The sequence below is a fragment of the Paraburkholderia largidicola genome (assembly GCF_013426895.1).
Classification (GTDB): domain Bacteria; phylum Pseudomonadota; class Gammaproteobacteria; order Burkholderiales; family Burkholderiaceae; genus Paraburkholderia; species Paraburkholderia largidicola.
In genome coordinates this window covers 1,627,074-1,652,359 of record NZ_AP023176.1, presented here as the reverse complement: position 1 = coordinate 1,652,359, position 25,286 = coordinate 1,627,074, and the positions used below count along the sequence as shown (strand labels likewise).

At 61.7% G+C, this 25,286-nt stretch carries 24 protein-coding genes; 10 read left to right on the top strand and 14 right to left on the bottom strand.

The genetic code is table 11. The features are described 5' to 3' along the window. Positions 1-308 precede the first annotated feature (308 nt). The 5 genes from PPGU16_RS36125 (at position 309) to PPGU16_RS36105 (ending at position 4,862) form a co-directional block, all read left to right on the top strand. On the top strand, positions 309-1,649 hold the full coding sequence (locus tag PPGU16_RS36125; protein ID WP_180725626.1) for an MFS transporter: 1,341 nt from the start codon (positions 309-311) through the stop codon (positions 1,647-1,649). Then, positions 1,649-2,257 (top strand): nuclear transport factor 2 family protein, encoded by a 609-nt coding sequence (locus PPGU16_RS36120; RefSeq protein WP_180725625.1) that lies wholly within the window; start codon positions 1,649-1,651, stop codon positions 2,255-2,257. Before PPGU16_RS36125 ends, PPGU16_RS36120 begins: the two co-directional genes overlap by 1 nt. 126 nt (positions 2,258-2,383) lie before the next feature. Next, positions 2,384-3,442, top strand: a complete 1,059-nt coding sequence (locus PPGU16_RS36115; RefSeq protein WP_180725624.1) for a porin — start codon at positions 2,384-2,386, stop codon at positions 3,440-3,442. Between the two features lie 14 nt (positions 3,443-3,456). Next, a complete protein-coding gene (locus PPGU16_RS36110) occupies positions 3,457-3,810 on the top strand; it encodes a BON domain-containing protein (protein ID WP_180725623.1) in 354 nt (117 codons plus the stop codon). A gap of 56 nt (positions 3,811-3,866) precedes the next feature. Continuing rightward, positions 3,867-4,862 carry an amidohydrolase family protein gene (locus PPGU16_RS36105; protein WP_180725622.1) on the top strand — a complete coding sequence of 332 codons (996 nt, stop codon included), beginning with the start codon at positions 3,867-3,869 and terminating at the stop codon, positions 4,860-4,862. Between the two features lie 151 nt (positions 4,863-5,013). Here the strand turns inward: PPGU16_RS36105 and PPGU16_RS36100 are convergent, their stop codons facing one another. Next, complete coding sequence (locus PPGU16_RS36100; protein WP_180725621.1) at positions 5,014-5,973, bottom strand: helix-turn-helix domain-containing protein; 960 nt, start codon at positions 5,971-5,973, stop codon at positions 5,014-5,016. A gap of 234 nt (positions 5,974-6,207) precedes the next feature. On the opposite strand from PPGU16_RS36100, the gene PPGU16_RS36095 reads away from it, so the two are divergent. From PPGU16_RS36095 to PPGU16_RS36080, 4 genes are all read left to right on the top strand, one after another. After that, positions 6,208-7,452 carry a DUF1479 domain-containing protein gene (locus PPGU16_RS36095; protein WP_180727190.1) on the top strand — a complete coding sequence of 415 codons (1,245 nt, stop codon included), beginning with the start codon at positions 6,208-6,210 and terminating at the stop codon, positions 7,450-7,452. 78 nt (positions 7,453-7,530) lie between these two features. Next, the gene (locus PPGU16_RS36090) at positions 7,531-8,778 is read left to right on the top strand and encodes an ABC transporter substrate-binding protein (protein ID WP_180725620.1); all 1,248 of its coding nucleotides are present in this window, start codon (positions 7,531-7,533) and stop codon (positions 8,776-8,778) included. Between the two features lie 54 nt (positions 8,779-8,832). Continuing rightward, positions 8,833-9,849, top strand: coding sequence for an aldo/keto reductase (locus tag PPGU16_RS36085; RefSeq protein WP_180725619.1), 1,017 nt, complete (start codon positions 8,833-8,835; stop codon positions 9,847-9,849). Between the two features lie 146 nt (positions 9,850-9,995). Then, positions 9,996-11,888 carry a beta-galactosidase gene (locus PPGU16_RS36080; RefSeq protein WP_180725618.1) on the top strand — a complete coding sequence of 631 codons (1,893 nt, stop codon included), beginning with the start codon at positions 9,996-9,998 and terminating at the stop codon, positions 11,886-11,888. Here the strand turns inward: PPGU16_RS36080 and PPGU16_RS36075 are convergent. From PPGU16_RS36075 to PPGU16_RS36020, 12 genes are all read right to left on the bottom strand, one after another. After that, complete coding sequence (locus PPGU16_RS36075) at positions 11,883-13,823, bottom strand: alpha-galactosidase (RefSeq protein WP_180725617.1); 1,941 nt, start codon at positions 13,821-13,823, stop codon at positions 11,883-11,885. The two genes, PPGU16_RS36080 and PPGU16_RS36075, sit on opposite strands and share 6 nt — an antisense overlap. A 15-nt stretch (positions 13,824-13,838) precedes the next feature. Further along, on the bottom strand, positions 13,839-14,153 hold the full coding sequence (gene hmuQ / locus PPGU16_RS36070) for a heme-degrading protein HmuQ (protein ID WP_180725616.1): 315 nt from the start codon (positions 14,151-14,153) through the stop codon (positions 13,839-13,841). A gap of 111 nt (positions 14,154-14,264) precedes the next feature. Continuing rightward, positions 14,265-15,527 (bottom strand): MFS transporter, encoded by a 1,263-nt coding sequence (locus tag PPGU16_RS36065; RefSeq protein ID WP_180725615.1) that lies wholly within the window; start codon positions 15,525-15,527, stop codon positions 14,265-14,267. Between the two features lie 36 nt (positions 15,528-15,563). Further along, on the bottom strand, positions 15,564-16,778 hold the full coding sequence (locus PPGU16_RS36060; protein ID WP_180725614.1) for a YbfB/YjiJ family MFS transporter: 1,215 nt from the start codon (positions 16,776-16,778) through the stop codon (positions 15,564-15,566). A gap of 135 nt (positions 16,779-16,913) precedes the next feature. Continuing rightward, positions 16,914-17,624: an SDR family NAD(P)-dependent oxidoreductase gene (locus PPGU16_RS36055; protein WP_180725613.1), complete on the bottom strand. Its 711-nt coding sequence runs from the start codon at positions 17,622-17,624 to the stop codon at positions 16,914-16,916. Positions 17,625-17,741: 117 nt separating this feature from the next. Further along, positions 17,742-18,668 (bottom strand): LysR family transcriptional regulator, encoded by a 927-nt coding sequence (locus PPGU16_RS36050; protein ID WP_180725612.1) that lies wholly within the window; start codon positions 18,666-18,668, stop codon positions 17,742-17,744. A 97-nt stretch (positions 18,669-18,765) separates the two neighbouring features. Continuing rightward, the gene (locus tag PPGU16_RS36045; protein WP_180725611.1) at positions 18,766-19,590 is read right to left on the bottom strand and encodes a serine hydrolase family protein; all 825 of its coding nucleotides are present in this window, start codon (positions 19,588-19,590) and stop codon (positions 18,766-18,768) included. Positions 19,591-19,630: 40 nt separating this feature from the next. Then, positions 19,631-20,650, bottom strand: a complete 1,020-nt coding sequence (locus PPGU16_RS36040) for a M23 family metallopeptidase (RefSeq protein ID WP_180725610.1) — start codon at positions 20,648-20,650, stop codon at positions 19,631-19,633. Between the two features lie 297 nt (positions 20,651-20,947). Continuing rightward, a complete protein-coding gene (gene petA, locus PPGU16_RS36035) occupies positions 20,948-21,568 on the bottom strand; it encodes a ubiquinol-cytochrome c reductase iron-sulfur subunit (RefSeq protein ID WP_180725609.1) in 621 nt (206 codons plus the stop codon). After that, complete coding sequence (locus tag PPGU16_RS36030) at positions 21,565-22,017, bottom strand: carboxypeptidase regulatory-like domain-containing protein (RefSeq protein ID WP_180725608.1); 453 nt, start codon at positions 22,015-22,017, stop codon at positions 21,565-21,567. Before PPGU16_RS36030 ends, petA begins: the two co-directional genes overlap by 4 nt. A 399-nt stretch (positions 22,018-22,416) precedes the next feature. Continuing rightward, on the bottom strand, positions 22,417-22,797 hold the full coding sequence (locus PPGU16_RS36025; protein WP_180725607.1) for a VOC family protein: 381 nt from the start codon (positions 22,795-22,797) through the stop codon (positions 22,417-22,419). A 22-nt stretch (positions 22,798-22,819) separates the two neighbouring features. Beyond that, positions 22,820-24,097 (bottom strand): MFS transporter, encoded by a 1,278-nt coding sequence (locus PPGU16_RS36020; protein WP_243460680.1) that lies wholly within the window; start codon positions 24,095-24,097, stop codon positions 22,820-22,822. Positions 24,098-24,198: 101 nt separating this feature from the next. On the opposite strand from PPGU16_RS36020, the gene PPGU16_RS36015 reads away from it, so the two are divergent. Further along, on the top strand, positions 24,199-25,071 hold the full coding sequence (locus PPGU16_RS36015) for a LysR family transcriptional regulator (protein ID WP_180725606.1): 873 nt from the start codon (positions 24,199-24,201) through the stop codon (positions 25,069-25,071). Positions 25,072-25,075: 4 nt separating this feature from the next. Here PPGU16_RS36015 and PPGU16_RS36010 read toward each other — a convergent pair whose 3' ends face one another. Beyond that, on the bottom strand, positions 25,076-25,213 hold the full coding sequence (locus PPGU16_RS36010; protein ID WP_180725605.1) for a DUF3563 family protein: 138 nt from the start codon (positions 25,211-25,213) through the stop codon (positions 25,076-25,078). Between the last annotated feature and the right edge of the window lie 73 nt (positions 25,214-25,286).

Sequence of the window (25,286 nt, the reverse complement as noted above, 5' to 3'; positions counted from 1 at the left end):
CGGCATCTCTCTCACGTTTCCAGGTAGTCCGCTTGCGTTCTGGCGAAGCCCTTCTGGCTTGCGAGGTCGATCTTACCATCGGCGTAATTCTCGTCGTCCCCACGCCGAGCGAACTGCCGACGCTTGCGGGAATACACCTAAACGCTTTTTATTGATGTAATCATCAAAAATGACAAGAATATCAACCGTGCGGAATGCCGGTCCGGCACGGATGAAAATCGCGGGTAAGAACGGCACAGGACGCGCGAATCGCTGCAGGCGGCGTTACATGCATGCAGACCATCGCCAATGAGGAGCAGGAGACAACAATGCTGAACAGACGGGAAGCACGCATGGTGGGCCTCGCAGCCCTCGGCGCGATGCTGGAGTTTTACGATTTCGTGGTGTATCTCTTCGTCGCCACGGCCTTGGGTGACGCGTTCTTTCCACCCGACGTCTCGCCGTGGACCCGACAGATCGAAACGTTCGCGATCTTTGCGATCGGTTATCTGGTGCGTCCTGTCGCAGGTATCGTCATGGCGCATTTCGGCGACACCGTCGGGCGCAAGAAGATGTTTATTTTCCTGATCATTCTGATGGCCGTGCCGACCTTCCTCATCGGCGTGCTGCCGACGTATGAGCAGGCGGGCATGCTGGCGCCCATCATGTTGTTGACGCTGCGCGCTTTGCAAGGTTGCGCGGTAGGCGGTGAACTGCCGGGTGCAGCCGTGTTTGCCGCTGAGCACGCATCGCCGACGCGGCTTGGCGCGACGAGCGGCACGCTGCATGGCGTCGTGCATCTGGGTCTTGTACTGGGCACGGGCGCCGCGGCGCTGGCGGCGATCATCGCGGCAAAGCTGGACATGCCGTCGCTCGCGTGGCGTCTGCCGTTTCTCGCGGGTGGCGTGTTCGGGCTGGCGGCGGCCTGGCTGCGCAGGCATCTCGAAGAATCGCCTCTGTATGCGCAGATGCGTCAAGTGGAGCGGAAACCCGCAGCGACGCCATTGAAGGCGGTGCTGACCGACCACGCAGGGGCGTGCCTGTTCGGTCTTTCGCTGATGTTCGTGATGGCGGTTCTGGTGACGCTCTTTTTCCAGTTCGTGCCTGCAATGATCGTCACGGCCTGGCAGGTGCCACGCCAGGATGTATTGCATGCCAATATCTGGGGCACGCTCGCGCTCGCAGTCAGCATGCCGCTGTGGGGGCGCGTCAGCGATCGTCTGGGATGGGCGCGGATGCTTGCAATCGGCGCTGTGCTGAACCTGCTGGCTGCCATCTGGTTCTTTCACATGCTGCCGGGTGTCGTGGCGGCGCACGACGCGCTGGCTCCGTTGTTCTGCGTGGAAGGCGCGGCGGTGGCCTCGATCATCGCCCAGGTTCCGGGGCTGACGGCATCGCTGTTTCCCACGAGTGTCCGGCAAAGCGGCTACGCCGTGCCTTATAACGTCGGCGCTGCGCTGTTTGCCGGCTTGTGTCCCGTCGTGCTGTCGTGGCTGGTTCGCGAGTTTGGATTATCCGCGCCGTTGTATCCCGTGATCGTGGCTGTCATCGTGAGTGGCTGTCTCGCGATCGGATTGCCGCGTGTGCGCCTGTATCTGGGAAGCGGCGCGTTACGCATGATGCCAGTCAGCACCGAGACAACCCTACCTGATTATAAAAAGGAAATGTGATGGAGACGAAACTGCAACAACTCATCGACAAGGCCGAGATCACCGAGGTCGTGCAACGCGAACGCGCATATCGCGATCAGTCGCGCTGGGACGACATGCAGAGGATGTATCACGACGATGCAGTGGTCGATCTATCCTGGTTCCAAGGCAGCGGTGGGGAGTTCGTCGCGGCATCGCGGCGCTTATACGAAGCGGGCCGTCATTCGGCGCATCAGATGGGGCCGACGCTGGTGTCGCTCAACGGCAAGCGTGCGCTGGCGATGACGGGCTGCGCCGTGTGCCTGCGTACGCAACTGGATGGCGTCGAACTCGAGTTGACGGCGCATTCGCGACTGCACGAAAGACTGGAGAGGCGCGACGGCGAGTGGCGTATTTCGCGGATGGGCATTGTGTATTTGCGCGATCTTCTGGTACCCGTCAGTCCGTCGCAGCACGTCGCACTCGACGAGGTGCGGCTTGCACGCTATCGCTCCAGTTATCGCTTTCTGTCATATCTGCTGGAGCAAACGGGCGTCGCACCACGCGACGATCTTCCCGGCGAAGATCGCCCCGAGACGGTTCAGCCGCTTCTCCTCGCCGACGAGCGTTGGCTCAAGGAAACCCGCTGATGTAGCAGCCTGTTTCGACGGCCGGTATTCACAACCGCGAATACCGGCGCCATAAACGCAATATAGAGCCCGATCGCTCCCGTTAAAACGTGGGGCAGGTATCGTCACGTTCGTTAGGATGACTATATGAATAAGCGGATGCTGGTGTTGTCGTTGGTGATGGTGGCAGGAAGCGGACACGCGCAGTCGATCGTCACGTTGTACGGTGCGGCGGGCGGCGGCGTCCGATGGGTGAACAACCTGAAGGGCGGCAGCGCGGTCCAGTTTTCGAGCATCGAGAGCAAGAACCGCTTCGGGCTTCGCGGCGTCGAGGATCTCGGCGACGGCATCAGTGCGATCTTTCTGCTGGAGAACAGCTTTTCGACGGGCACAGGCGCACTCGGCAAGACCGACACGCTGTTCGACGCCGCTGCTTATGTCGGTGTAACGGGCAAGTTTGGGCAGCTGACCTTGGGGCGGCAGCTGAACGTCGCAGAAGATCTGATTGTCGATCTCGACCCGAGCCGCGTGATCGGATCGACGGCTGCGATCACGCCGGACGCTTTGACGGGGACGAACTTCTTCGTCGGCGATACGCGTTTCAACAACATGGTGAAGTACAAGACGCGGATTGGCGGCGCAGGCCTCGGCGCGAGTTACTCGTTCGGCGGCGTCGCGGGCAACACGCGCGCGGGGAGTAATTACGCGGTGTCGCTCACCTATCAGACAGGACCGTTGTATGGCGGCGCGAGCTATCAAAGAACGTATAGCGCCGATGCGTCACAGTTCGCGCAAACCTGGCAGGCCGGCGGCTACTGGCAGATCGGCCCCGCGCGTCTCTACATGTCGTATTTCCAGTTGATGGTGAGCGGCGGCGAGGGCGCCAACAGTTCGCAACGCCGGGACAGCGTGCCGCAGGGCGGGGTCATGTGGCAGGTGACGCCCGCGCTCGTGCTGACGGCTGCGTACTACGACGATATCGCAAGCAATCTCGGTAACGTGCGCGGCGCGAGCGGGCACAAGAACACGTACTACGGCATCGTCGACTATTTTCTGTCGAAACGCACCAACGTCTATCTGGAGGTGGATCGCAACACGTTCACAGGCGCCTACCGCACGGAGCCGCTCAATCTCGCGCTGTTCTCGCGCAGCCCGTCGAGCACGGCGAGCACAGGCGTGACGATCGGCATGACGACCCGCTTCTGACACACAGGACCAACATGAAAACAATCAGACTTCTGACGATGACTGTCGTCCTCATTGCCGCATCGGCCGGCCAGCTGGCGATGGCGCAACCGGCATCAGCGGGGGGCAACGCCGCATCCGGCGCGGTGTCCGGGAAGGCGGCCCGTGCGGAGAACCGTCTTCTCGCGAAGCGTGTGCTCAAGGCGCTCGCTCGCACACGCGGCCTCGATTCGACGGGGCTGTTCGTCAAGGCGGTGAATGGCAATGTGATCCTGACGGGTGCAGTGCCCGACGCCAGCCAGATTCCGCTTGCTGTCGAAAGCGCACGTCGCGTCGATGGCGTAAAGGCGGTTCGCGACGACATCCGGCTGCAGGACCGGCCTTACTGACGCCAGGCGCGATCCACTCAAGCCTCATCGCTGATCATTCAACCCGGAGATAACGTATGAATCATCCCACAGCGTCCGCGCACGACGCATCACCGAAGCCGCAGAAAAAGATCGACGTCCACGCGCATTTCATTCCGTCGTTTTATCGCGAGGCGCTGATTCGCGCGGGGCAGCAGAACCCGGATGGCATGCCCTATTTGCCCGAGTGGACCGCGGAACAGCATCTGGAAACGATGGACAGGCTCGGCGTGTCGACATCGATATTGTCGGCATCGTCGCCGGGTGTGCATTTCGGGAATGACGAGGATGCGCGACGTCTCAGCAGACGCATCAACGAAGAGGGAAGGCGGCTTACCCAGGCACACGCGGGGCGGTTCGGTTTCTTCGCCTCCGTGCCGTTGCCGGATACCGGGAGCGCCGTTACGGAAGCGCTCTACGCGCTCGACGTACTGCACGCCGATGGCATCGTCGTGGAAACGAATCATCACGGCATGTATCTGGGCGATCCGCGTCTCGAACGGTTTTATGCCGGGCTGAATAGCCGGCGCGCGGTGGTGTTCGTGCATCCGACGTCAGCGTCATGCCAGTGCTGTGCGCGCCTCGACGAACGCTATCCGCGTCCGATGCTCGAATTCATGTTCGAAACCACGCGTTCGATTACGGACCTGGTGCTTTCAGGTGTGCCGCTTCGCTATCCCGAGATCCGATTCATCGTGCCGCATGCGGGCGCTGCGCTGCCTGCGCTAGCCGAGCGTGTCGAAATGTTCCGTCCGCTGCTACAGAAAGGCGATGAGGAAGTGCCGTCGATGCGCGACGCGATGCGAAAGCTGCACTTCGATCTCGCGGGCGCGCCAGTTCCGACGTTGTTATCGGCGCTGCTGCAAGTCGCCGATCCGGCGCGCGTGCACTATGGCAGCGACTATCCATTCACGCCTGCGCCCGTGTGCGAGGCATTGCTGGCGCGTATCGACGGGACAGATGTACTCGATGCCGCAACTCGCACGAGCATCTTCTACGACAATTCGATTCGCCTGTTCCCGCAGTATGCATAGCCGTTGAACGCGCGCGTGTCCGCTTTGGCTTTCTGCGATGGCCTCTTCCGGGTCGCGCGTAGTCGTTCACTCGGTACCTGACATTCGAGGCTACGATAGCGTGAACGGCGGCCAAGCGCGTCTCAACTGTCTCACCCTGGTTCAGGTACGGTTACGTGGGAGCGCGGCTGCGTCGTTTCGACACTCTTTGCTTCGAATCAAGAGAAGGTGATCGCTCTGTGAGCGACGGTGACGCTTCGTTCTTCGTTCCGGAAAATTGCTTCCTGTATACGATTGGAGTCATCTGTTTCGTCATCTTGAACTGGCGGTTAAAGTTTGCCAGATTTGGAAACCCCGATCGACTAGCGACTACCGATATTGGCAACGCTGTGTCTGCCAACATCCGACACGCGTGACCGATGCGCACGCGAGCAATGTATGCGCCTACGCTTTCCCCGAGGTGCTGAGTAAAGTGCCTCGTCAACGTTCGTTCAGACATCCCGGCGGCCTTCGCGAGTGTCCCGAGCTTCAGTGGATGCGTGAATTGCGTGTCGATCAACGACAGCACCCGGTTGAGCCGGTCCGGCCCGTATGCCGAAGTCGTGCCTGCGCGCGCGTCGAAGGCGCTTGGCGACGTTAGCGCTTCGCCTGGCAAGTCCGAAAGCAGGATGAGAATATCGAGCACAGCGGTCAGCCGTTCTCGCGCGTTGGCCGAGAGCAACCGGTCGAGCTGCGCGCGCATCTGCGTACCGGCGCCTTGCTGGAAACTCAGTCCGCAAGCGGCGCGCCGGAGAAGGTTGCGCAGGTCGGCGTACTCCGGGCACAGGTCGGCAAGCCGTTGCACCCACCCGCCATCAAACCATACGACGATAGCTACTTGCGGCTGTAAAGGGTCGATGGAGCGGTTCGACGACCATGTGTGAGGCAAATCTGGCGGGACAAGCACCAGATCGTCGTCGCCATAGACTGCGACCGAGTCTCCGATGTAGCGCTTGCCCTGGCTGTTCATCGTCAGAGTCAGCTCGTACTCAGGGTGGTGGTGCCGCTCGAATGGAATTCGAGGCAGGCGGCGGTTGTACACCCTGACTGAACAACTTGCGCCGAAGTCGACGTGTTCATAGGTGGCTTTCATGGACGGAAGAGAGTTTTCGTCGATTTACTTCCCGAAACGCTAAAAATTCAGTCTCCCGGGCTGGAATACGCGGAAGCCGCCGATGGTAAACCCGGACCGAACAGTCCTCGCCGACTCGACATGCTCGTAGGCCGGCTTTATGGCCGAAAACGCAAATGAATTGCCTGAATAGTATCACTACGGCTTGCGTACGCGTCTTATGCTACCGGACACGAAATGCAAACGGAGACGATCATGGCGCTGGAAATCGATGACTTGCCGGGCGCAATCCGGCAGGCAAAAAAGGAGCTACGCGCGGCATTGCCGAATTACCGCGAGGTCTTCGCCGAAGTCGAGAAAGCGATCGGCGAAGAGGCGAAGCGGATTGCCGGGCAGCGCGATCGTGGGGAAAACGTCATTCCCGAGATTCAGTTCTCCGACATCGCCGGGCAATGTGTGACTGCGGAGCAGATCGCGCTCGTCAAGTCACGCGGCGCGTGTGTGATTCGTAATGTCTTTCCCCGCGCGCTGGTGCAGAGCTGGGACGACGATATCGCCCACTACGTCGAGCGAAACCATCTCGACAAGCGCCTCGAAAACCGCGCCGAGGACAAATATTTCGGCCAGTTGGCATCGAGCAAGCCGCAGATCTACGGCGTGTACTGGTCGAAGCCGCAAGTGCTGGCGCGTCAGTCGGAATCGCTGACGGCCGCACGCGTGTTCCTCAACAAACTCTGGCGAAACGAAAGCGACGGACGTGTTCATTTCAATCCGGAGCATGTGCCCGTGTATGCCGACCGTCTGCGTCGGCGGCCGCCTGGCTCGGCGTCGCTCGGCTTGTCGGCGCACTGCGACGGCGGGTCGGTCGAGCGTTGGATCGAGAGCAATTTTCGCAAGGTGTACCGCCACGTGTTTTCGGGCAACTGGCGCGATTACGATGCGTTCGACGCCGCTTTCCGGACCGATGTAGAGGAGATCGCGTCGCCCGCCGTCTGCTCGATGTTCCGCACCTTCCAGGGCTGGACGGCCTTGACGCCGCAAGGCCCTGGCGACGGCACGCTGCAACTCGTGCCGATTGCGAATTCGATGGTGTACATCCTGCTGCGAGCACTTCAGGACGATGTCGCCGAGGACGATCTTTGCGGGGCCATGCCGGGGCGGGCGCTCTCGATCAAGCCGGAATTTCATGCACCCCTGTTCGAGGCGCTGTCGTCGATTCCCAAAATGGAAGCGGGCGACACCGTGTTCTGGCACAGCGACGTCATCCATGCAGTCGAAGACGAGCATAAGGGCGCGGGTTACAGCAATGTGATGTATATCGCCTCGGTGCCGGCGTGCGCCAAGAACGACGCGTATCTGAAGCGTCAGTTGCCGAGCTTCCTGAAAGGCGAAAGCCCGCCTGATTTCCCGACTGACCATTTTGAAGTCGATTTCACCGGCCGCGCGGCAACCGACGACCTGACGCCGCTTGGCAAGGCCCAACTCGGGTTCGATCTGTAATTGAAATGGGCACGCACGCGGGGTCATTCTGATTGCGCATGCGTCGCTCAAACCATAAAGAAAAATTCGGAGACTGCAATGAAACGATCACTGACATCGGTGGCGACGGCTGCCGCGCTGCTTATCGCCGGTACGCATGGTGTACTCGCCGCCGAACAGATCTCGGTATTGCACTGGTGGACCTCGGGCGGCGAATCGAAAGCAATCCGGGTGCTCAAGGACGATATGAGCAAACAGGGCTACGAGTGGAAAGACTTCGCCATCGCGGGAGGCGCGGGTGCGGCGGCCATGACGGCACTGAAGACGCAGGTTATCTCGGGCAACGCGCCGTCGGCCGCGCAGATCAAGGGGCCGCTGATTCAGGACTGGGCGGAGCAGGGCTCGCTGGTCACAATCGACCAGTCCGCGACCGATTGGAAAGCGCATACGCCTGCGCGTATAGACAGTTCCGTGAAGGCGGGCGGTCACTATGTGGCCGCGCCTTTCTCCGTGCATCGTATCAACTGGCTGTGGATCAACAAGGCGGACCTCGACAAAGTCGGCGGTAAGCCGCCCACGACGTGGCCGGAGTTCTTCGCGCTCGCGGACAAGTTTCGCGCCGCGGGCATCACGCCCGTCGCGCACGGCGGTCAACCCTGGCAGGATATGACGATCTGGGAGACGGTCGTGCTGTCACAGGGCGCGGACTTCTACCGCAAAGCACTCGTCGATCTCGATCAGAAGACGCTGACGTCACCGCAGATGGTGCAGGTGTTCGAGACTGTCCAGAAGATCCGGACATACTTCGATAAGGGGTATCACGGCCGCGACTGGAATCTCGCAACGGCGATGGTGATTTCCGGCTCGGGCGGCATGCAGTTCATGGGCGACTGGGCAAAGGGCGAGTTCGCCAATGCGAACAAGAAGGCGGATGTCGACTATATCTGCGCGGCGGCGCCCGGCACGTCGAATGCCTACACATACACGGCGGACACATTCGTGTTCTATCAGCAGAACGGCAAAAAGGATGCGACACCGGGACAGCTTGCGCTTGCCAAAACGATCATGTCCGTCGATTTTCAGCAGCAGTTCAGTCTGTACAAGGGTTCTATTCCTGTGAGGCTGGATGTGCCGATGGACAAGTTCGATAGCTGCGCAAAAAAATCACGCGCAGACGAGCAGGCGACGATTCAATCTGGCGGGTTCCTGCCGTCGTTGGCCTTCGGTGAACTCCAGTCGCCGGTTACCGCGGGTGCCATTACCGACGTCGTGACGAATTTCATGAACTCGAACGAAGATCCCAAAGAGGGCGTGCGCAAGCTGGCTGCCGCTGCAAAGGTCAAGTGAAGGGCGTTTGTACCATCACACAACGCGCAACTTCAACCATGAAAGAGGACAAGGATGAATCCCGTAGCGAAGCGTAAATGGCCACGTTCAGGGCTTGAGACAACCGTAATGGGCTTCGGCGCCGCGCCGATCGGCAATATCTTCAGGCCGATCAGCGAAGAGGATTCGGCCTCGTTGATCAAGGCGGCGTGGGATGCGGGCGTACGCTACTTCGACACCGCCCCGATGTATGGGCATGGGTTGAGCGAGGCGCGATGCGGGCAGGGACTGCGCTGGTATCCACGCGACCAGTTTGTGCTGTCCACGAAGGTAGGGCGAATTCTGAAGCCGCGCAAGCGCGCCGAAATCGACTTCGCGCCGTGGGTCGATGGGCTGCCATTTGAACTCGTTTTCGACTACAGCTACGACGGTACGATGCGCTCTATCGAAGACAGTCTGCAGCGTCTTGCGCTGGAGCACATCGATATCGCGTTGATCCACGACATCGATGTCTTCACCCACGGAGCGCGCCAGCCCGAGATGTTCGAGGCTGCGATGGCGGGCGCGTCGAAAGCATTGCTGAAGCTCCGTGATGAAGGTGTCGTGAAGGCGGTAGGGCTCGGTGTCAACGAGTGGCAGGTCGCGCACGAAGCCATTCGCCGCCAGGATTTCGACTGCCTGCTGCTGGCCGGCCGCTACACGCTGCTCGAGCAGGACGCGCTGGACGGCTTTCTGCCGCTATGCGAAGAGAAGCAAGTGTCGGTGATTCTCGGCGGCGGCTACAACAGCGGCATTCTCGCGACGGGCGCGGTGCCCGGCGCGAAATACAACTACGCGCCAGCGCCGGAACCCATTCTGGAACGCGTGCGCAAGATGGAGCAGGTGTGCCGGGATTACTCGGTCCCGCTCAAGGCCGCTGCACTGCAATTCGTCCTCGGCCATCCTGCGATTCCTACCAACATTCCTGGTGTGCGCACGGTTGCACAGCTCGAAGACAACCTTCAAACCTTCCGGGCCGACATACCAGCAGAATTCTGGGCCGAACTGAAGCGCCGCCAATTGATCCGTGAGGACGCACCGACGCCTCAATAGCGTTTGCCCAAGCGTGCTGTAGTTGCCGTCGCCGCCGACGGGTTTATCCTGATACTCTGCTCGAACATGCGTTCTGGCATCGCCGGCTTTGCAAGCCGATTGCCAATGCAACGTAAGTCAGTCTTCCGTCTGCGGAGCAGAGTGACATGAAAAAACAAGCGTCCACGCAAGAGGCAAGCACGGTCGGGCCGAATGGACCGCACGTCTTCAGTTTTGCTGCGAACGGCGATGGCTTCTTGCTCGACGGCACACCATTTCAGATCCGAAGTGGTGAATTGCATCCTGCGCGCATTCCCGTTGAATACTGGCGGCATCGCATCCAGATGGCGAAGGCAATGGGGATGAACACCATTGCGTTGTATGTGATGTGGAATTATCACGAGCCAACCGAAGGTACGTTCGACTTTCACACGGACAATCGCGACATCGAGGCATTCATCCGCCTTTGCCAGGCGGAGAACATGTGGGTGCTGTTCAGACCCGGTCCTTACGTGTGCGCGGAATGGGATCTTGGCGGCATTCCGTCCTGGTTGTTGAAGTATCCGAATATCCGGCTGCGCACGGACCGCGCTACGGATCCGCGCTACATGCACGCTGTCGAGCGCTATATCAACGAACTCTCGCCGCGCGTCAAACCCCTGCTGGCGGAAAATGGTGGCCCGATTCTGATGATCCAGATCGAAAATGAGTTCGGATCATTCGACAGTAATGCCGCGTATCTGGAGGAAATAAGGCAATTCTGGATTCATGGCGGAATCCATGGACCGTTCTTTACGGAAGACGGTCTCGTTCAATTGCAGCAGAACCGGTCGAATGTCGCCGGTGGCGCGATTGCATTGAGCAACGGCAACGCGGCGCAGATCGAAGCCGCGCGCAAGGCGTTTCCGTCCGTGCCGGCGATGGCCGGCGAGGTGTATCCGGGTTGGCTCACACACTGGGGCGAGCATGCATTTCAAGGCACCTCCGTCGATCTTTCCGCCACGCTCGATGAATTGATGCGCAAGAACCTGTCGTTCAATCTCTATGTGATTCATGGCGGCACGAGCTTTGGCTTTTATGCAGGCGCGAACGTGGATGCGGACTCGGGCGAGTATCAGCCCGACATCACCAGCTACGATTATGCGGCGCCTGTCAGCGAACAAGGTGTGGCCACAAAACGCTATATGAAGTACCGCAGCATCATTGCCAGATATCTGTCGACGCCTTTGCCGCCAGTGCCTTCGCCTATCGCAACGATTGCTGTGACGGACGCGAACGGGACTCGCCAGTTGATGCCGCAACGCTATGCATCCATCTGGGACAATCTTCCCGTTGCTCTCCCTTCCGCACAAACAACGCATCCGCAGTCATTTGAAATGTATGGTCAGGCGTTTGGTTTTGTACTGTATCGAAAGAGTCTTGTGCTCAATGAAAGCGGTTCTCTCGACATCAGCGATGTTCACGACTACGCGACCGTTTTTATCGACGATCGATACGCAGGAGGCGTGTCGCGCACGCGTATGCCGGAAGAACGCGCGTTGCCGCTGAAGGTGGTGTATCGCGAGCCGGTTACGTTGCCTGGTGCTTCATCAGTGGCGGATGAATCCCCAATGCTGGAGATTCTTGTCGAAGGCATGGGGCGGGTGAACTACGGGCATTCGATGATCGACCGGAAGGGCATTACCGGACCGGTCGTCCTGCATCGTGCCACGGGTGCGCGCGAGGTGCTGACAGAGTGGAAGGTCGTGCTCCTGCCGATGGATCGAACGTTTGTCGAGAACTTGCGCCCGCTGTGTTCAAAGCCCGATAAAGCGGGACTCTTCTTCATTGCGACACTGTCAATCGATACGATCGGTGACGTCTATTTCGACGTGAGCGAATGGACCAAAGGCATGGTCTGGGTCAACGGGCATAATCTCGGCCGCTACTGGAATATTGGCCCGCAGAAGCGGCTCTATTGCCCGGCGCCGTGGCTGAAGCCTGGCGACAATACGGTGTTGATCTTCGATCTGCATCAGTTGGAAGCAAAGCCGGTCAGTCTGGCATCGACTCTCTCATAGGCCGCCAGATGATATTGGTGACAATTCGATCGTCAGAACCTGAAATGGATCGAGGCGAATCGCTTGCGGGCGGTCCGCGCTCCATAGCGTCGGCACGTTCGCCTCACGGTCGAAAAACGGAAAGCGTGCGGAGAACGGGCCTTGAACACCATCCGGCAGTTCGAGATGCGTCCTCAGATCGAGCACAAAGTCGTTCGCGCGATCATCCGGATTGCGCAATGTGACGATCGCCTTAGATGGCGTCCACGCAGCCCATCCGTAGATTTCAAGCTCGTCCGGCGCGCCGCCGATCCAGTGGCAATCGCTCAGTACGTCAGCATTGGCGCGCGCCCAGCGGGCAGCCTGCGCGAGCACGTCCCAGTCATGCTCATCGAGCAGGGACGGCGTGACATACAGTTCCTGCAATTGCGTGCCGCTGCCGAAATACGATTGCACTTCATGCGGAAATGCATGAGTGGGATCGCTATTGAGACGGGTATTTTCCTGTGCGTAGATGATGCCGTGAAGCATCAGCGAATTGAGTGGGAACAGCGAACTTCGACACACGACATTCCGATACGTTTGCGCATCACGATACGTGATCCAGCGCTCGCGATCACTGCCTGTGCCGGCAAAACCATAATCCGCGCCGTCGCGCCAGATCGAATCGACATGGCGCAGCCAGAACGGCGACGCCAGTGTACCTGTCGAGAGATTGACGAACACATCGTGCTTGACGCGGCGCATTGCTTCGATGAGTTCGACAGCCGCGTCCCAATCGCTGTTGAAGCGGCTGCCTGGCACGACCGTGTTCGCGTTGCCCGTGCCGTCGAGCTTGAAGTGATTGACGCCGTGCCGCGTGAGCAGATCCATCGCAACTTCATGGAAGCGGCGATAGTACTTCGGGCCCGAGAGCGGGAATCCGTCGCCAATGGTCTCGTATCCGGCTGCACGGCCACGCGTCACGCGTTCCGTTCGCGGCGGCCCGTAGCCGCCCCATGGCGACAACCAGACGCCAGGCTCGGCGCCATATCGCGCGGTGGCGTCTTTCAAAGGCAGGAAACCATCGGGAAACGCAGGGCTGAATGACCAGTTGCCGCTGTAGTCGTCCCAGCCATCGTCGAACAGGAAGGAATCGAGTTGCACGCCGCGCTTTTCGTGCAGTTCATGGCCGATGGCGTGAATGCGTTCGATGGCCTGATTCTGCGTGTACGTCGTCAGAAAGCCGATGTCGTACCACGAGTTGTAGTGCAGAAACGGACGGTAGGGACGCGCCCGTTCGCGCTCGATATAGACCGCGAAGTCGCGGCGCAACTGGCCTTCGCGAAACACACCGGCGACTGTCGAATAAGCGAGCGTTTTCCCTTTTTCGAGCGGCAGCGCGCGGCTTACGGTGAAGCGGGCAACGCCGTCACGCACCTCGGCTTCCGACATCGGAAGCTCCAAGCCCAGGTAGAGATTGCCGTCGATAATCGGCACGGCTGCGAGGTCGCCGGCTTTTCTTGCATCGGACGTCTGCGCATGCAATAGCGAAACAGACGCGATCTGCTCGTCCTGCGATAGCGCAGTAATGGACAGACACTGACGAAGATAGCGCGAGTCCTCGCGCTGCTCCACACTCCATTCGACACGCAAACGACGCTCGTTATCACCGAGCGTGGCAATGACGCGTGTTCCAGCAACCCGTTCGGCTTTCCTCAGCGCATCTGGATTCGCAGGCAGTGCTTCTTCGCGCAGCGGCGCGACGAGTCGCAAACTGGCTGCGTCAAGCGTGCGGCCATCGGCAAAGGTGAGAACGAACGGTGCATCGATAACCGACGTGCGTTCGTGCGCGCGATCGACCAGGGAAACATCGCATAGAGAGCGGTCGGCAATCGTCCAGTGCAGCGCAATCGCGGAATTGCCGAACGCGTAACGATCGTCTTGCGTCTGAAAAACGGGAGGGCCCGCGTGCACGATGTCCGCCACGCGTCACTTGACGGTCTGAAGCACCTCGAATCCCTCGAACTCCGGATGCCCGAGATAGAGCGCACGCGTCTCGGTCCCCGCATTCCGGTGTGCGGCGCGAAACGCGTCCGACTGCGTCCACGCCTCGAACGCCGGGCGATTCGCCCACACGGTGTGACTCGAATACAGCACGTGGTCGTCGCGTTGCGGTCCCTTCAACAGATGAAATTCGATGAAGCCGGGCACGTCCTTCAAATGCGTGTCCCGCGTAGTCCATACTTCCTCGAAGGCGCTTTCCGAACCCAACGCCACTTTGAACCGGTTCATTGCAATGAACATGACTGTCGCTCCCGAATGACTGCGATGTCGCGAAGTTGCGGATGCTTCGAAAGTCTACCCGCGAAGTATACGCACAAGATCGCCAACGCGTGCATCCAGGAGCAAACGCAGTTAGCGTCCGCGCGCCCATTGCGCGAACCCCGCGCACACCACCAGCAGCGAGCCGGTGACGAAGAACACGGAATGCATGCCGAAGTGGACGGCAATCTGTCCACCGATCACCGGGCCGATCACCTGTCCGCTGAACTGCGCGGATTGCAGATAGCCAAGCATCTGACCCGTCTTGCTTTCATCCACGGCATGGCGCGCGAGCTTCGCGATGGCGGGCAACAGGCCCGCGAGCGACATGCCCATCAACGCGCGCAGCGCCGCCAGCTGCCACCATTGATGAACGAACGCTTGCGGCAGCATCACGAGGCCCGTAACGATCAGGCAACCAATGATCACATTCCACCCGCCGATCCGGTCCGCGAGCGCGCCGAGCCGCGCTGCCGTCAGCATGCTGCCGAACGCGGAGCACGCCATCACGACACCCGCGATGCGCGCCAGTTGATCCGGCCCGACGCCGAGGCTGCCGACGTACACGGTAATCACCGGCTCGATCGACATGTTGGCGAGCAGCACCATCATGGCCGTCGCGAGCAATGCGCCGATTACCGCATAGTGAGTGCGAGTCGAGTGCGCGGCCGTCGCGCCGCTGGCGGCTTTGCGCTTCGAATCGGTAGCGGGGCGGAAGTCTTCCTTGACGACGAAGATCGTCAGCAGCGCCGCCACGGCGATCACCGCGCCGCCCGCGAAAAACGTGCCGCGGATGCCGAGCCAGCCCGGCAGAAAACCGCCGATCAGCGGTCCGACCAGCGCGCCTGCGAGCGCGCCCGTCGACAGCAGGCCGAGCGCCCAGCCGGCGCGCTCGCGCGGCGCCTGCGTGCCGACCATGACGGTCGATGCCGACGCGTAGCCGCCCACCAGACCCGCGATCAGACGCAGGCCGACGAGTTCGTACACGTTGTGCGCCATGCCGATCAGCGACATCACCACGGCCATGCCGACGGCGGCGCGAATCAGCATCGGCTTGCGGCCATAACGGTCGGCCAGACGTCCCCACAGCGGCGCGGTGACGGCCGTGCCGAGGAACGTTGCGCCGAACGCGACGCCGGACCACTGGATGACTTCCGCCTGCGATTCGACGCCGAGCTGCTTCACATAGAGCGGCAGAAACGGCAGCAGCATGCTGAGGCTGACAAGCGTCGTGAAAGAGCCGAATACGCAGACAAACAGGTTGCGCATCCAGTGCTGCTGATTGCGCTCCGTGTAGCCGGGTGAGGCGACTTCCGGCGCGGTGCGCATCGCAACGGTGGTCGTGGGCTGGTTCATGCTGAGATTCCTTCGATCAAGTGTTGCAGGAAAGCCTTAACTGTTCTTCGGGTCGCCGCGCAGCGCGGCGAACAGGTCGAGGGACAGCGCAAGTGCGAGCGCCGCCGCGCCGATCGCGAACAACATCTGATAATTGCCGCCGTTCTGCGTGAAGAGGAATGACATGCCGTAGGCAGCGCCCGCCTGCAACACTGCGAAGCCGGTGGTGGCCGTGCTCCATGCGCCTTTTTGCGCGGCAGGATGATGTGCGAGCAGTTCGTTCACGCGGCCGAGCGCGAGCGGCACGATGCCCGGCACCGAGGCGCCCATCAGCACGCTGGACACGATCAGCAGAGGAGGGCTCGTGCCGATCAGCGGCAAAGCGACAGCGACGATCTGGATCACGAACGCGACACGCAGCGCAGGGCCGAAGCCCGCGCGGTCGGCGAGGTGTCCGCTCAACAGCGGACCGGCGATGGCGCCGAGGCCGAACAACACCCAGTATTGCGCGCCCGTATCGAGCCCCTTGCCGAGACCGCGCGACACGAAATCGACGAGAAACAACATGTGCGGAACGAGGCCGATCGCGTTGAGCGCGTACTCCGCGTACAGCGCGCGCAAGGTGAAGCCGCTGTGCTTCCGGTGCTTCGTATGATGCGTGGGCGCTGCGTGAGCCGGCGTGTCATGCTTCGGCCAGCCGTTCCATGCGGCAAGGGTCAGCAGCAGTGCAATCGCTGCGAGGCCGAGCCAGGTTTGCGTGACGCCTTCGCGAAGCAGCAGCGGCACGATCGTGCCGGATGCCGCGATGCCAAGGCCGATGCCCGCGAAGATCGCGCCGCTCACCAGGCCGCGGCGCGACGGCGGCACATGCGCGAGCACGGTCGGCGCAGCCAGCACCATCAGTGCGCCGCCCGAAAGACCCGACGCGAAGCGCCATACGAAGAACCACGAGAACGACAGCGGAAACGCGCACGCGACGAAGGCAATCGTCGCGAGCAGCATCATCACTCGCAATACGTGTGTCGCATTGGCGCGCTTCGCGAGATAGCCGCCGAGCAGCGCGCCCGCCAGATAGCCGCCCAGGTTCGCTGCGCCGAGATATGCGGCCGTCGATGCTGCAAACCAGTGCGCGTCGATGATGGCAGGCAGCAGTGGCGTGTACGCGAAGCGCGCGAGGCCAATCCCGACGAGACTCGCGCTCGCGCCTGCCACAGTGCCGCGCGCAATGTTGAAGGTGGGTGGCTTCGTGATCCTGATCGCTGCGTCCTGCATGGTTATCTCCGTGCTGCTGTCGCGACTGCCTGCTGCGACTCCTCAAAATTAAACATTTACTTCAAGTGAGGGCTAAATAATATGGCATCCGAACTAACTAACAACGAGGATGCCATTCAGGGGATGTTCGATCTCTCAGGAACCGACGTTGCTGCCGCCGTCGACGTGCAAGATCTCGCCCGTCACGAAACCCGCCGATTCCAGATAAAGCACGGCTTCCGCAATATCCGTCACTTCACCGAGATGCCCGATCGGATGAAAGCGCGCGAGGGCTTCGTGGCGTTCGCGCGGATGCATCGGCGTTTTGATGACGCCGGGCGCGACGGCATTCACGCGAATGCCCAGCGGCGCATATTCGATTGCCAGCGATCGCGTCACGGCGTTCAACCCGCCTTTGGTCAACGCGGCCATCGCTGCGGGCAGTCCAGCGCGCGGCCGGTCCACGAGGCTCGCCGTGATGTTCACCACATGGCCGCTGCGTTTCTTTTTCATCTCCGACAGCACGCGCTGCGTGATATGAAAGAAGCCATTGACGTTGGTCGCCATGACGGCGTCGTAGTCTTCGGGCGTGTAGGCGTCGAAGGGCTTCGCGATGAAAATGCCGGCGTTGTTGACCAGCGTATCGATCCGGCCAAAACGCTCCAGCGCGATCGCGACGACCTGCTGCGCGGTCTTCGCATCGGCGATGTCGCCTTGCACGGTGGCGATGTCAGGATCGTCGCCTGGCTTGATCGAGCGGGACGTCGCGACGACGCGGAAATTGCGGTCGCGATACGCTTTGACCAGTCCCGCGCCAATGCCTTGCGACGCGCCCGTGACGATCACCACTTTCTGTTCGGCACCCATTCACCTGCTCCTTTATCCAGTTGGGCCGCGCGGCCCGATGTCGATGGAGCAAGTCTAGATTGAGTCGATCACAGAGAGAATCCACGCGACACGGCAGACATTCTTCCGTAAAACGGTTCAATGTGCGTCGGTGATGCGCTGTAACTGCTTGAAATGCCGGCGCAAACGCGGCGTGGCGAAATCGACGAAAGCGCGCACTTTCGGTACCGAGAGTCGCCCGTGCGGGGTCAGAAGATGAACGGGTAACGGCGCGTGTTCACTGTCGCGCAACACGATGCGCAGCTGTCCGTCCTTCACCTGCTGCGCGACGTGGTAGGAGAACATGCGCGTGACGCCACGCCCTTCGACGGCGGACGCCACGGCGGCGTCGATGCTGTTGACGATCAGACGCGGCGAGAAATGGACGACCTGCGCGACGGTCGAGCCCTCGGCAGACGGGAAGCTCCACGAGTCGACGCCGAAGTGCGTCATCGAAATGATCTGATGCTGTTCGAGGTCCGCTGGCTCGCGGATCTGCGGGTGTTTCGACAGATAGCGCGGCGACGCCGTCACGACGCGCCGCACTTCGCCGACGGGAATCGCGATCAGCGTCGAATCGGGCAGATGCGCGATGCGCAGCGCGACGTCGATGCCTTCGTCGACGAGACTGACGGGGCGGTCGAGCATATGCAGGCGCACCGACACGGCCGGGTACTCGTCGATGAAGTCGTCGAGGATCGAGCGGAGCATGTCCTGCCCCGCGGCGACGGGCGCGGTGATGTTCAGCAGGCCGCGCGGCGCGGAGCGCTCGGCCGCCACCAGCAGGTCGGCTTCTTCCAGATCGGTCAGGATCCGCCGGCACGCGGCGGCATAGCGTTCGCCCGCCTCGCTGAGCTTGATGGTGCGCGTGGTGCGGTGCAGGAGCGGCGAGCCGACGTGCGCTTCGAGAAAGGCAATGGCGCGGCTCACCGCGGCGGGCGAACGGCCGAGCCGGCGGCTCGCGCCCGCCAGACTGCCTTCGTCCAGCGTCGCGACGAACACCTTCATTGCGTCGATGCGGTCCATGGTGCATTGCTCGGGGAAATCGTCGGCGAGCGACGTTGCCCGGAAGTGTACAGCGGCGCGCGTGTTCAGGCCCTTCAAAGGCCGCGCGGTGCGTCCGCTAACGCTGCGCCGTCATGAGCCAGCGGCGCAAAGCGACGGCGTCCTGGAAGTGCGCCTGCGCGTTGGGGGCGCCGAGCACGACGATCAGCACGGGATGGCCGCGCACCATCGTGACGACGATCAGGCAGTGTCCGGCTTCGTTGGTGAAGCCGGTTTTCTGCAGCCCGACGTGCCACGACGCGCGATGCACGAGCGGGTCCGTGTTCCGGTAGATCAACGGACCGTCGCCGCCCAGCACCAGCTTCTGGTGCGCCGTCGAATACTGGCGGATGACGGGGTAGCGGTACGCGGCGCGCACGAGCCGCGTGAGGTCGCGCGCCGTCGATACGTTGTGCGGCGACAGGCCCGTCGGATCGACGAAATGGCTGCGGGTCATACGCAGGCGCTGCGCCGTGTGGTTCATCGCGCGCACGAAGCCTGGCCGCCCGCCCGGATAGTCGCGGCTCAACGCAAAGGCCGCACGGTTTTCCGACGACATCAGCGCGATATGCAACAGCGTGCTGCGCAACAGCAGCGAATGAACGGGCAGGCGCGAGCGCGACCATTTCAACCGGTCGACGTCGGCATCGGTGACGCGCAGCGGTTTGATCATCGGGCGTTTTGCGTCGAGCGTGACCATCGCTGTCAACAGCTTCGTCAGCGAGGCGATGGGCCGGCGTTCGTCGGCGTGTTTCGCGTAGAGCGTACGGCCCGTCGTCATATCGACGACGATAGCAGCGCGTGCCTGTACGGCGGGTTTGAAGGCGGCACGCTTTGCGTGCGCAATCGCGGGCAAGAGGCTCGCGATCAGCAAAAGCGTGAGGAACAGATGAAGTTTCAGCACGTCGGTGAGGGGTTTGCTGCGAATGAATAGATGCGCTCACTCAAAGCAGCGCGGCGAGACGGTCGGCGTCCTTTGCGAACTGCGCGCGTTCGGTCGCATCGAGCGGATTGTTGCCCGGAAGCGCGACCGTCAACGGGTCCTTCGGCACGGAATCGACATGCACCTCATAGTGCAGATGCGGACCCGTTGCCCAACCTGTCGATCCGACATAGCCGATCACCTGGCCGCGATGCACCTGTGCGCCACGATGCAGGCCCTTCGCAAAGCGTGACAGGTGCGCGAACACGGTCTGATACGGCGGCGGATTGCGCAGCACGACCACTTTCCCATAGCCCGTCTGCCGCCCGATGAACGCGACCGTGCCGCGTGCCGTCGCATGAACGGGCGTGCCGGCGGGCGCGGCGAGATCGACGCCGTCGTGGCTTTGCCAGCGGTGCGTGACGGGGTCGAGCCGGTGCAGCGCGAAATCGGACGACACGCGCTCGTAGGCGAGCGGATAGCGCGTGAAGGTGGGCGTCGTGCTTGCACCATCCTTCGTGTAATAGAACGGCTTGCCGTCCAGATTGCGATAGAGAAACAGATCATGCGATGTCGTGCCCGTTGCGATGCGCACGGCGAGCGGCGTGGTGGAAGGCGCTTGCGCCGTTGCTTCGGCTTCCGGCGGATCGACGACGAGGCTGATCGTGTTGCCCGGCTTGAGATCGCGGTGAAAGTCGATCTCGCCGGAGAACGCGTGCGCGAGCAAGGCCGTGGTGCGGCTGTCGAGACCGAGACGCTGCGCCGCTTCCGCAAAGCTGCTCTTGACGGTCGCCGATCTGACGACGGGTTGCGGCGCGGCTTCAACAGCAGAGGCAGGCGATGCAGGCTGCGCGTGACGCGTCGTATCGACGGCTTCGCGGTTCAGCGAAGCGGATTGCGCGCCCGCTGCGTCATCCTGATCGGCGGCATGCTTCGCGCGGTTCGGCGAAAAGATCAATGCTGCGCAAACGGAGCTGACGGCGCACACCAGAATGACTTTGCCACTACGCGCCGACGGCGCAACGAATGCGGGAAAGGGCATGATCGAAAAAGCAGAGCGAGGGGTACAGCGAAGGCAATTGCGCAGAGCGACTAACGCGTGCGCGATCGAACTGATAGACGCGTTGCGTCCAGAGGTGGAGATGAAGCGGGTGTTGCCGTTATTCGAGCTGCAAACAGAGCGCAGTAAAAATGACGGCAAACCTGAAGGGCATTTCGAGCGGCATGTAAAAAGTGCGGCGAGGCTGCCGCGCAGTGACAGGCGACGGAGCGGACACGTTAGCGGCCAACACTTAAACGAAACTTAAAGGGGCCGTTGACGAACATCAATGCTGCACGATTACGCTTCGCCCTGTTCGTCTGCGCCGATCACGACATGACTTGCGGACTCGAATCGATAACGCGGCACATCGAGATTTTGCGGCGCAGGTTTGTCCTTGAATACGCGGCCTGCGAGGTCATAGGTCGAGCCGTGACATGGGCAGAGAAATCCGCCTGGCCAGTCGTCGGGAAGACTCGTTTGCGGCCCAGGCTGGAAACGCGGACTCGGTGTGCAGCCGAGATGTGTGCACACGCCGACCACCACGAGCAGATTGCCATGCTCCGCACGCGAGCGGAACTCGTTGTTGCAGTAGGGCGGCAGCGGCATCGAAAAAGGCCGCGTCGTGTGCGGGTCGGCAACGAACTGATCGGCGGCGCGCACATCGGCGAGCATCGCGTCGGTGCGATTGACGATGAAGACGGGCTTGCCGCGCCATGCCGCCGTCAGCATGTCGCCGGGCTGCAGACGGCTGATGTCGACTGTGACAGGCGCGCCCGCCGCCAGGGCGGACGCCGATGGCTTGAACGATTCGACGAACGGCGTAACGACGGCTACGCCCGCGATGCCGCCCGCCACCGACGTCGCAATCATCCATCGACGGCGTGCTTCGTCGACGGACGCATCGGCATCGGCGCTCATGATGTGCTCCCTTCCTGCTGCGTCGGCCAGACGAACATGGCGCGAACGTGTCCCGACGCGTTGACGTCGACGACACGCTGCTGGGTCTTGCCGTCATGGCGCGCGGTGATCTTGTAGCGCCCGTCCGGAAGCGATGCGAGCATGAAGGGTCCGTGCGAGGTCGCGTTCAACAGCGTTTTGCCGTGCATGTCGGCGATATGAACGGGAATGTCGGCGAGATACTCATTTCCCTGACGCGTTGCGCCCGTAAATTCGAGTACGAGCGGGTAGTCGTGCATGGCGTCCTTGAGCGCAGCGGATTGATCGCTGCCCACGCCACCCGAAAGATACGTGACCTCGCCTTGCTGATGAAGCTGGGGTAGATTCGTCGCCGCAAAAGCGACGCTGGTTGCGGATTGCGCGAACACGAGCGCGATGGCAACGAGACCTGCTTTGGTGAATGTGTTCATGACGGTTCTCCATCTGGAAGATCAAAGCCGTTTATTGCGGATGTTCTGGAGCGCATGCCCAGCGACGTTCAACGAACGTTTCGCCTTCGCCTGCCATCGCCGGAGCGGATGCATCGTGAGCGCAACCTGGCCCGTCGACAGGCAAGCCGCGTGCGCGACACAGAGGACGAACGCGAACGCGTGCGCACAACGCGACATCGCAAGGGTTTGAGATTCAAGGCATTCACGATGCGACCTCAAAGTCTTCGTGTCTGCAATGTAGGCAACGCGAATTAAAGGAGAATTAAGGCGCGTGATACAGACGAGTACGGGGAATACCCGTCGTCGGGAGAGAGGGCGAATAGACGACGCCGCGCAGTTGCTGATTTCGGTGACGGCCGGCTTCGGTGCCGAGCCTGCTCAGCCCATCAGTTCGGAAATCTCGATCAGGTTCAGATCAGGGTCCCGCACATAGACGGAGCGGATCTTCTGTGTCGCGCCCGTTCGTTCGACAGGCCCTTCGATAATCGGCCAGTTGCATGCGCCGAGATGCGCGATGACCTGATCGAGCGGCACCGAGGCGATGAAGCACAGGTCCAGCGCACCCGGCACGGGCAAATGCGCCTTCGGCTCGAATTCGCTGCCGCGTACATGCAGATTGATCTTCTGGTTGCCGAAGCGAAAGGCGATACGGCCAGCGCCGAATGTTTCCAGTTGCATCTGCATGACCCGCGTGTAGAAGGCCGTCGTGGCTTCTGCATCGGTGCAGGTCAGCACCAGATGGTCGAGATGGTCGATCATGACGAGGTCCTTTTTCTGGAAGTCAGCGTACGCGCGCATTTGCACGCGCATGCACGCGCGCCACGTACAGCGTGAGCGTGCCGCATACGGCGAGCATCGCGAAGCCAAATCCGGCGACGGACGGCCATGCGCCGTTTTGCCAGAACCAGCCGCCCCACGATCCGAGCACGCTCGAACCGAGATAGTACGCAAGCAGATACAGCGAGGTCGCGTGACCCTTTGCGCCGTCGGCGAGTTGTCCGACCCAGCCGCTCGCGACCGAGTGCGTGATGAAAAAGCCGATAGTCAGCACGATGATGCCGAGCACGACAGGCACGAGCGCATGCATCAGCGTCAACGCGAGTCCCAACGCGGCCACCACGACGCCCGTCATCAGGACAGGCCCGCGCCCGCAGCGATCGGCCAGCGCGCCCGCGCCGGATGCGGCGACGATACCGAACAGATACGAGCAGAAAATCAGGCCCGTTTGCGTCGCGCTGAGATCGAACGGCGGCGCCATCAGCCGGAAACCCGCGTAGTTGTAAACGGTCACGAACACGCCCATGACGAGGCATCCCGTTGCGAAGACGGCGGGCAATGTCGCGGCCGTCAGATGCTTGCGCCACAGCGCGATGTGATGGACAGCCGTGAGGTCCGTGCGTTTGACGAAATTGCGTGAGCCTGGCAACAGCAACACGAACGCGACAGCCGCCACCACGTCGACGATGCCGATGGTCAGCATCGCCGTGCGCCACGACAGATGATCGCTCATGTAACTCATGCCGACGCGGCCGATCATTCCGCCGAACGCGGTGCCGCCCACATAGAGCCCCATCGAAAGCCCCAGCCCGCGCGGATCGATTTCCTCCGCGAGATACGCCATCGCGACGGCGGGCACGCCGCCGAGCGCCAGCCCTTCCAGCGCGCGGGCCACGAGGATGCTGTGCCAGTCCGCTTCGAGCGCGGCGCAGACGTTGAAGAGCGCGGCCAGCGTCATCGATGCGAAGATCAGGCCGCGTCTGCCGAAGCGCTCCGATAGCGCGCCAGCGCAGAGAATCGAGAATGCGAGAAAGCCGGTCGAGAGCGACAGCGCCAACGAACTTTGCGCCGCGCCGACATGGAATTCGCTGGCGAAAACGGGCAGCAACGGCTGCACGCAATACAGCAGTGAGAACGTGGAGAAGCCCGCAAGAAAAAGCGCGATGCTGATGCGGCGAAAGTCCGCCGAGCCGGGCCGTACGCCGGATACGACGGTGGTATGGGAAGGTGTGCTGGATGTCTGGATGCGAGCGGGCGTCGCAACGGATGAGTCGGAGTTCATGGACGAGATCTGCGGTCGGCTGTGACGCAGGAATTGTCCTGCGTCACAGCTATACTGTCCAATATATGAAACTGGCTAACCCGATATGTTTGAGCACTAGCATGGAACTGCGTCATTTGCGTTATTTCGTCGAGGTTGCGAGCGAGCGCAACTTCACGCGCGCCGCTGAAAACCTCGGCATTGGACAGCCGCCGCTCAGTCAGCAGATCAAGAGCCTGGAGCGCGAACTGGGCGTCGAACTGTTTCGCCGCACCCCGCATGGCGCGGAACTGACGGGCGCGGGCGAAGCGTTTCTGATCGAGGCGCAACGCGTGCTGGGCGGCGCGCAACGCGCGGCGCAAGCGGCGCAGCGTGCGGCGCGTGGCGAGACCGGAAGGCTGCGAATCGGCTTCACGGGATCGGCGGCGTTCAATCCCGTTGTGCCCGCGCTGATCCAGCGCTTCAAGAGCCGCTATCCGACCGTCGATCTGACGCTCGAAGAAGCGAATACGCCTGCGCTGCTGCAGCGCCTGCTCGATGACGGGCTCGATGCCGTGTTTTTCAGGCCCGGGACCACGTCGCCGGAGAACGTGCAGACCCATCGTTTCGCGGACGAAGCGATGAAAATCGTGCTGCCGTCGACGCATCCGCTTGCCGCAAAGAAGCGTCTGCCGTTGACGGCGCTGGCCGACGAACCGTTCGTGCTCGTGCCGGGTCCGGCGGGTGTCACGCTGCACGACGAAATAGTCCGCGCGTGCGGCGAGGCGGGTTTCAGTCCGCAACTCGCGCAGCCCGCGCCGCAGGTGTCATCGGTGATCAACCTGGTGGCGGCGGGCCTCGGTGTGTCCATCGTGCCCGCCGCGATTGCGCAGGTTCAGGTGAAGGGCGTGCGTTACGTCGACGTGCAGGGTGCGAAACTGCGGGCGCGACTTGCGCTGGGATGGCGTGAAGGGGACGCCTCCGCGACGCTCGGCAACCTGGTTGGCTTGCTGTGACAGGCTAGTCGGCCGACTCGATCAGCCGCATGCGGCGCTCGAGTTCGAAGATATCGACGGCGGACGCGAGGTACGTATCGCGGCGGTGATGTTCGGCGCGGTCCAGCAGGTCGATGATGACCCGGAAGAAGTATGCGAACATGGCGTGCTCCTGGTGCGTTGGCTCTGGGGCAACCCTGTGCATCGAGCGTGCCATTTCGACGAAGTCCTTGTCC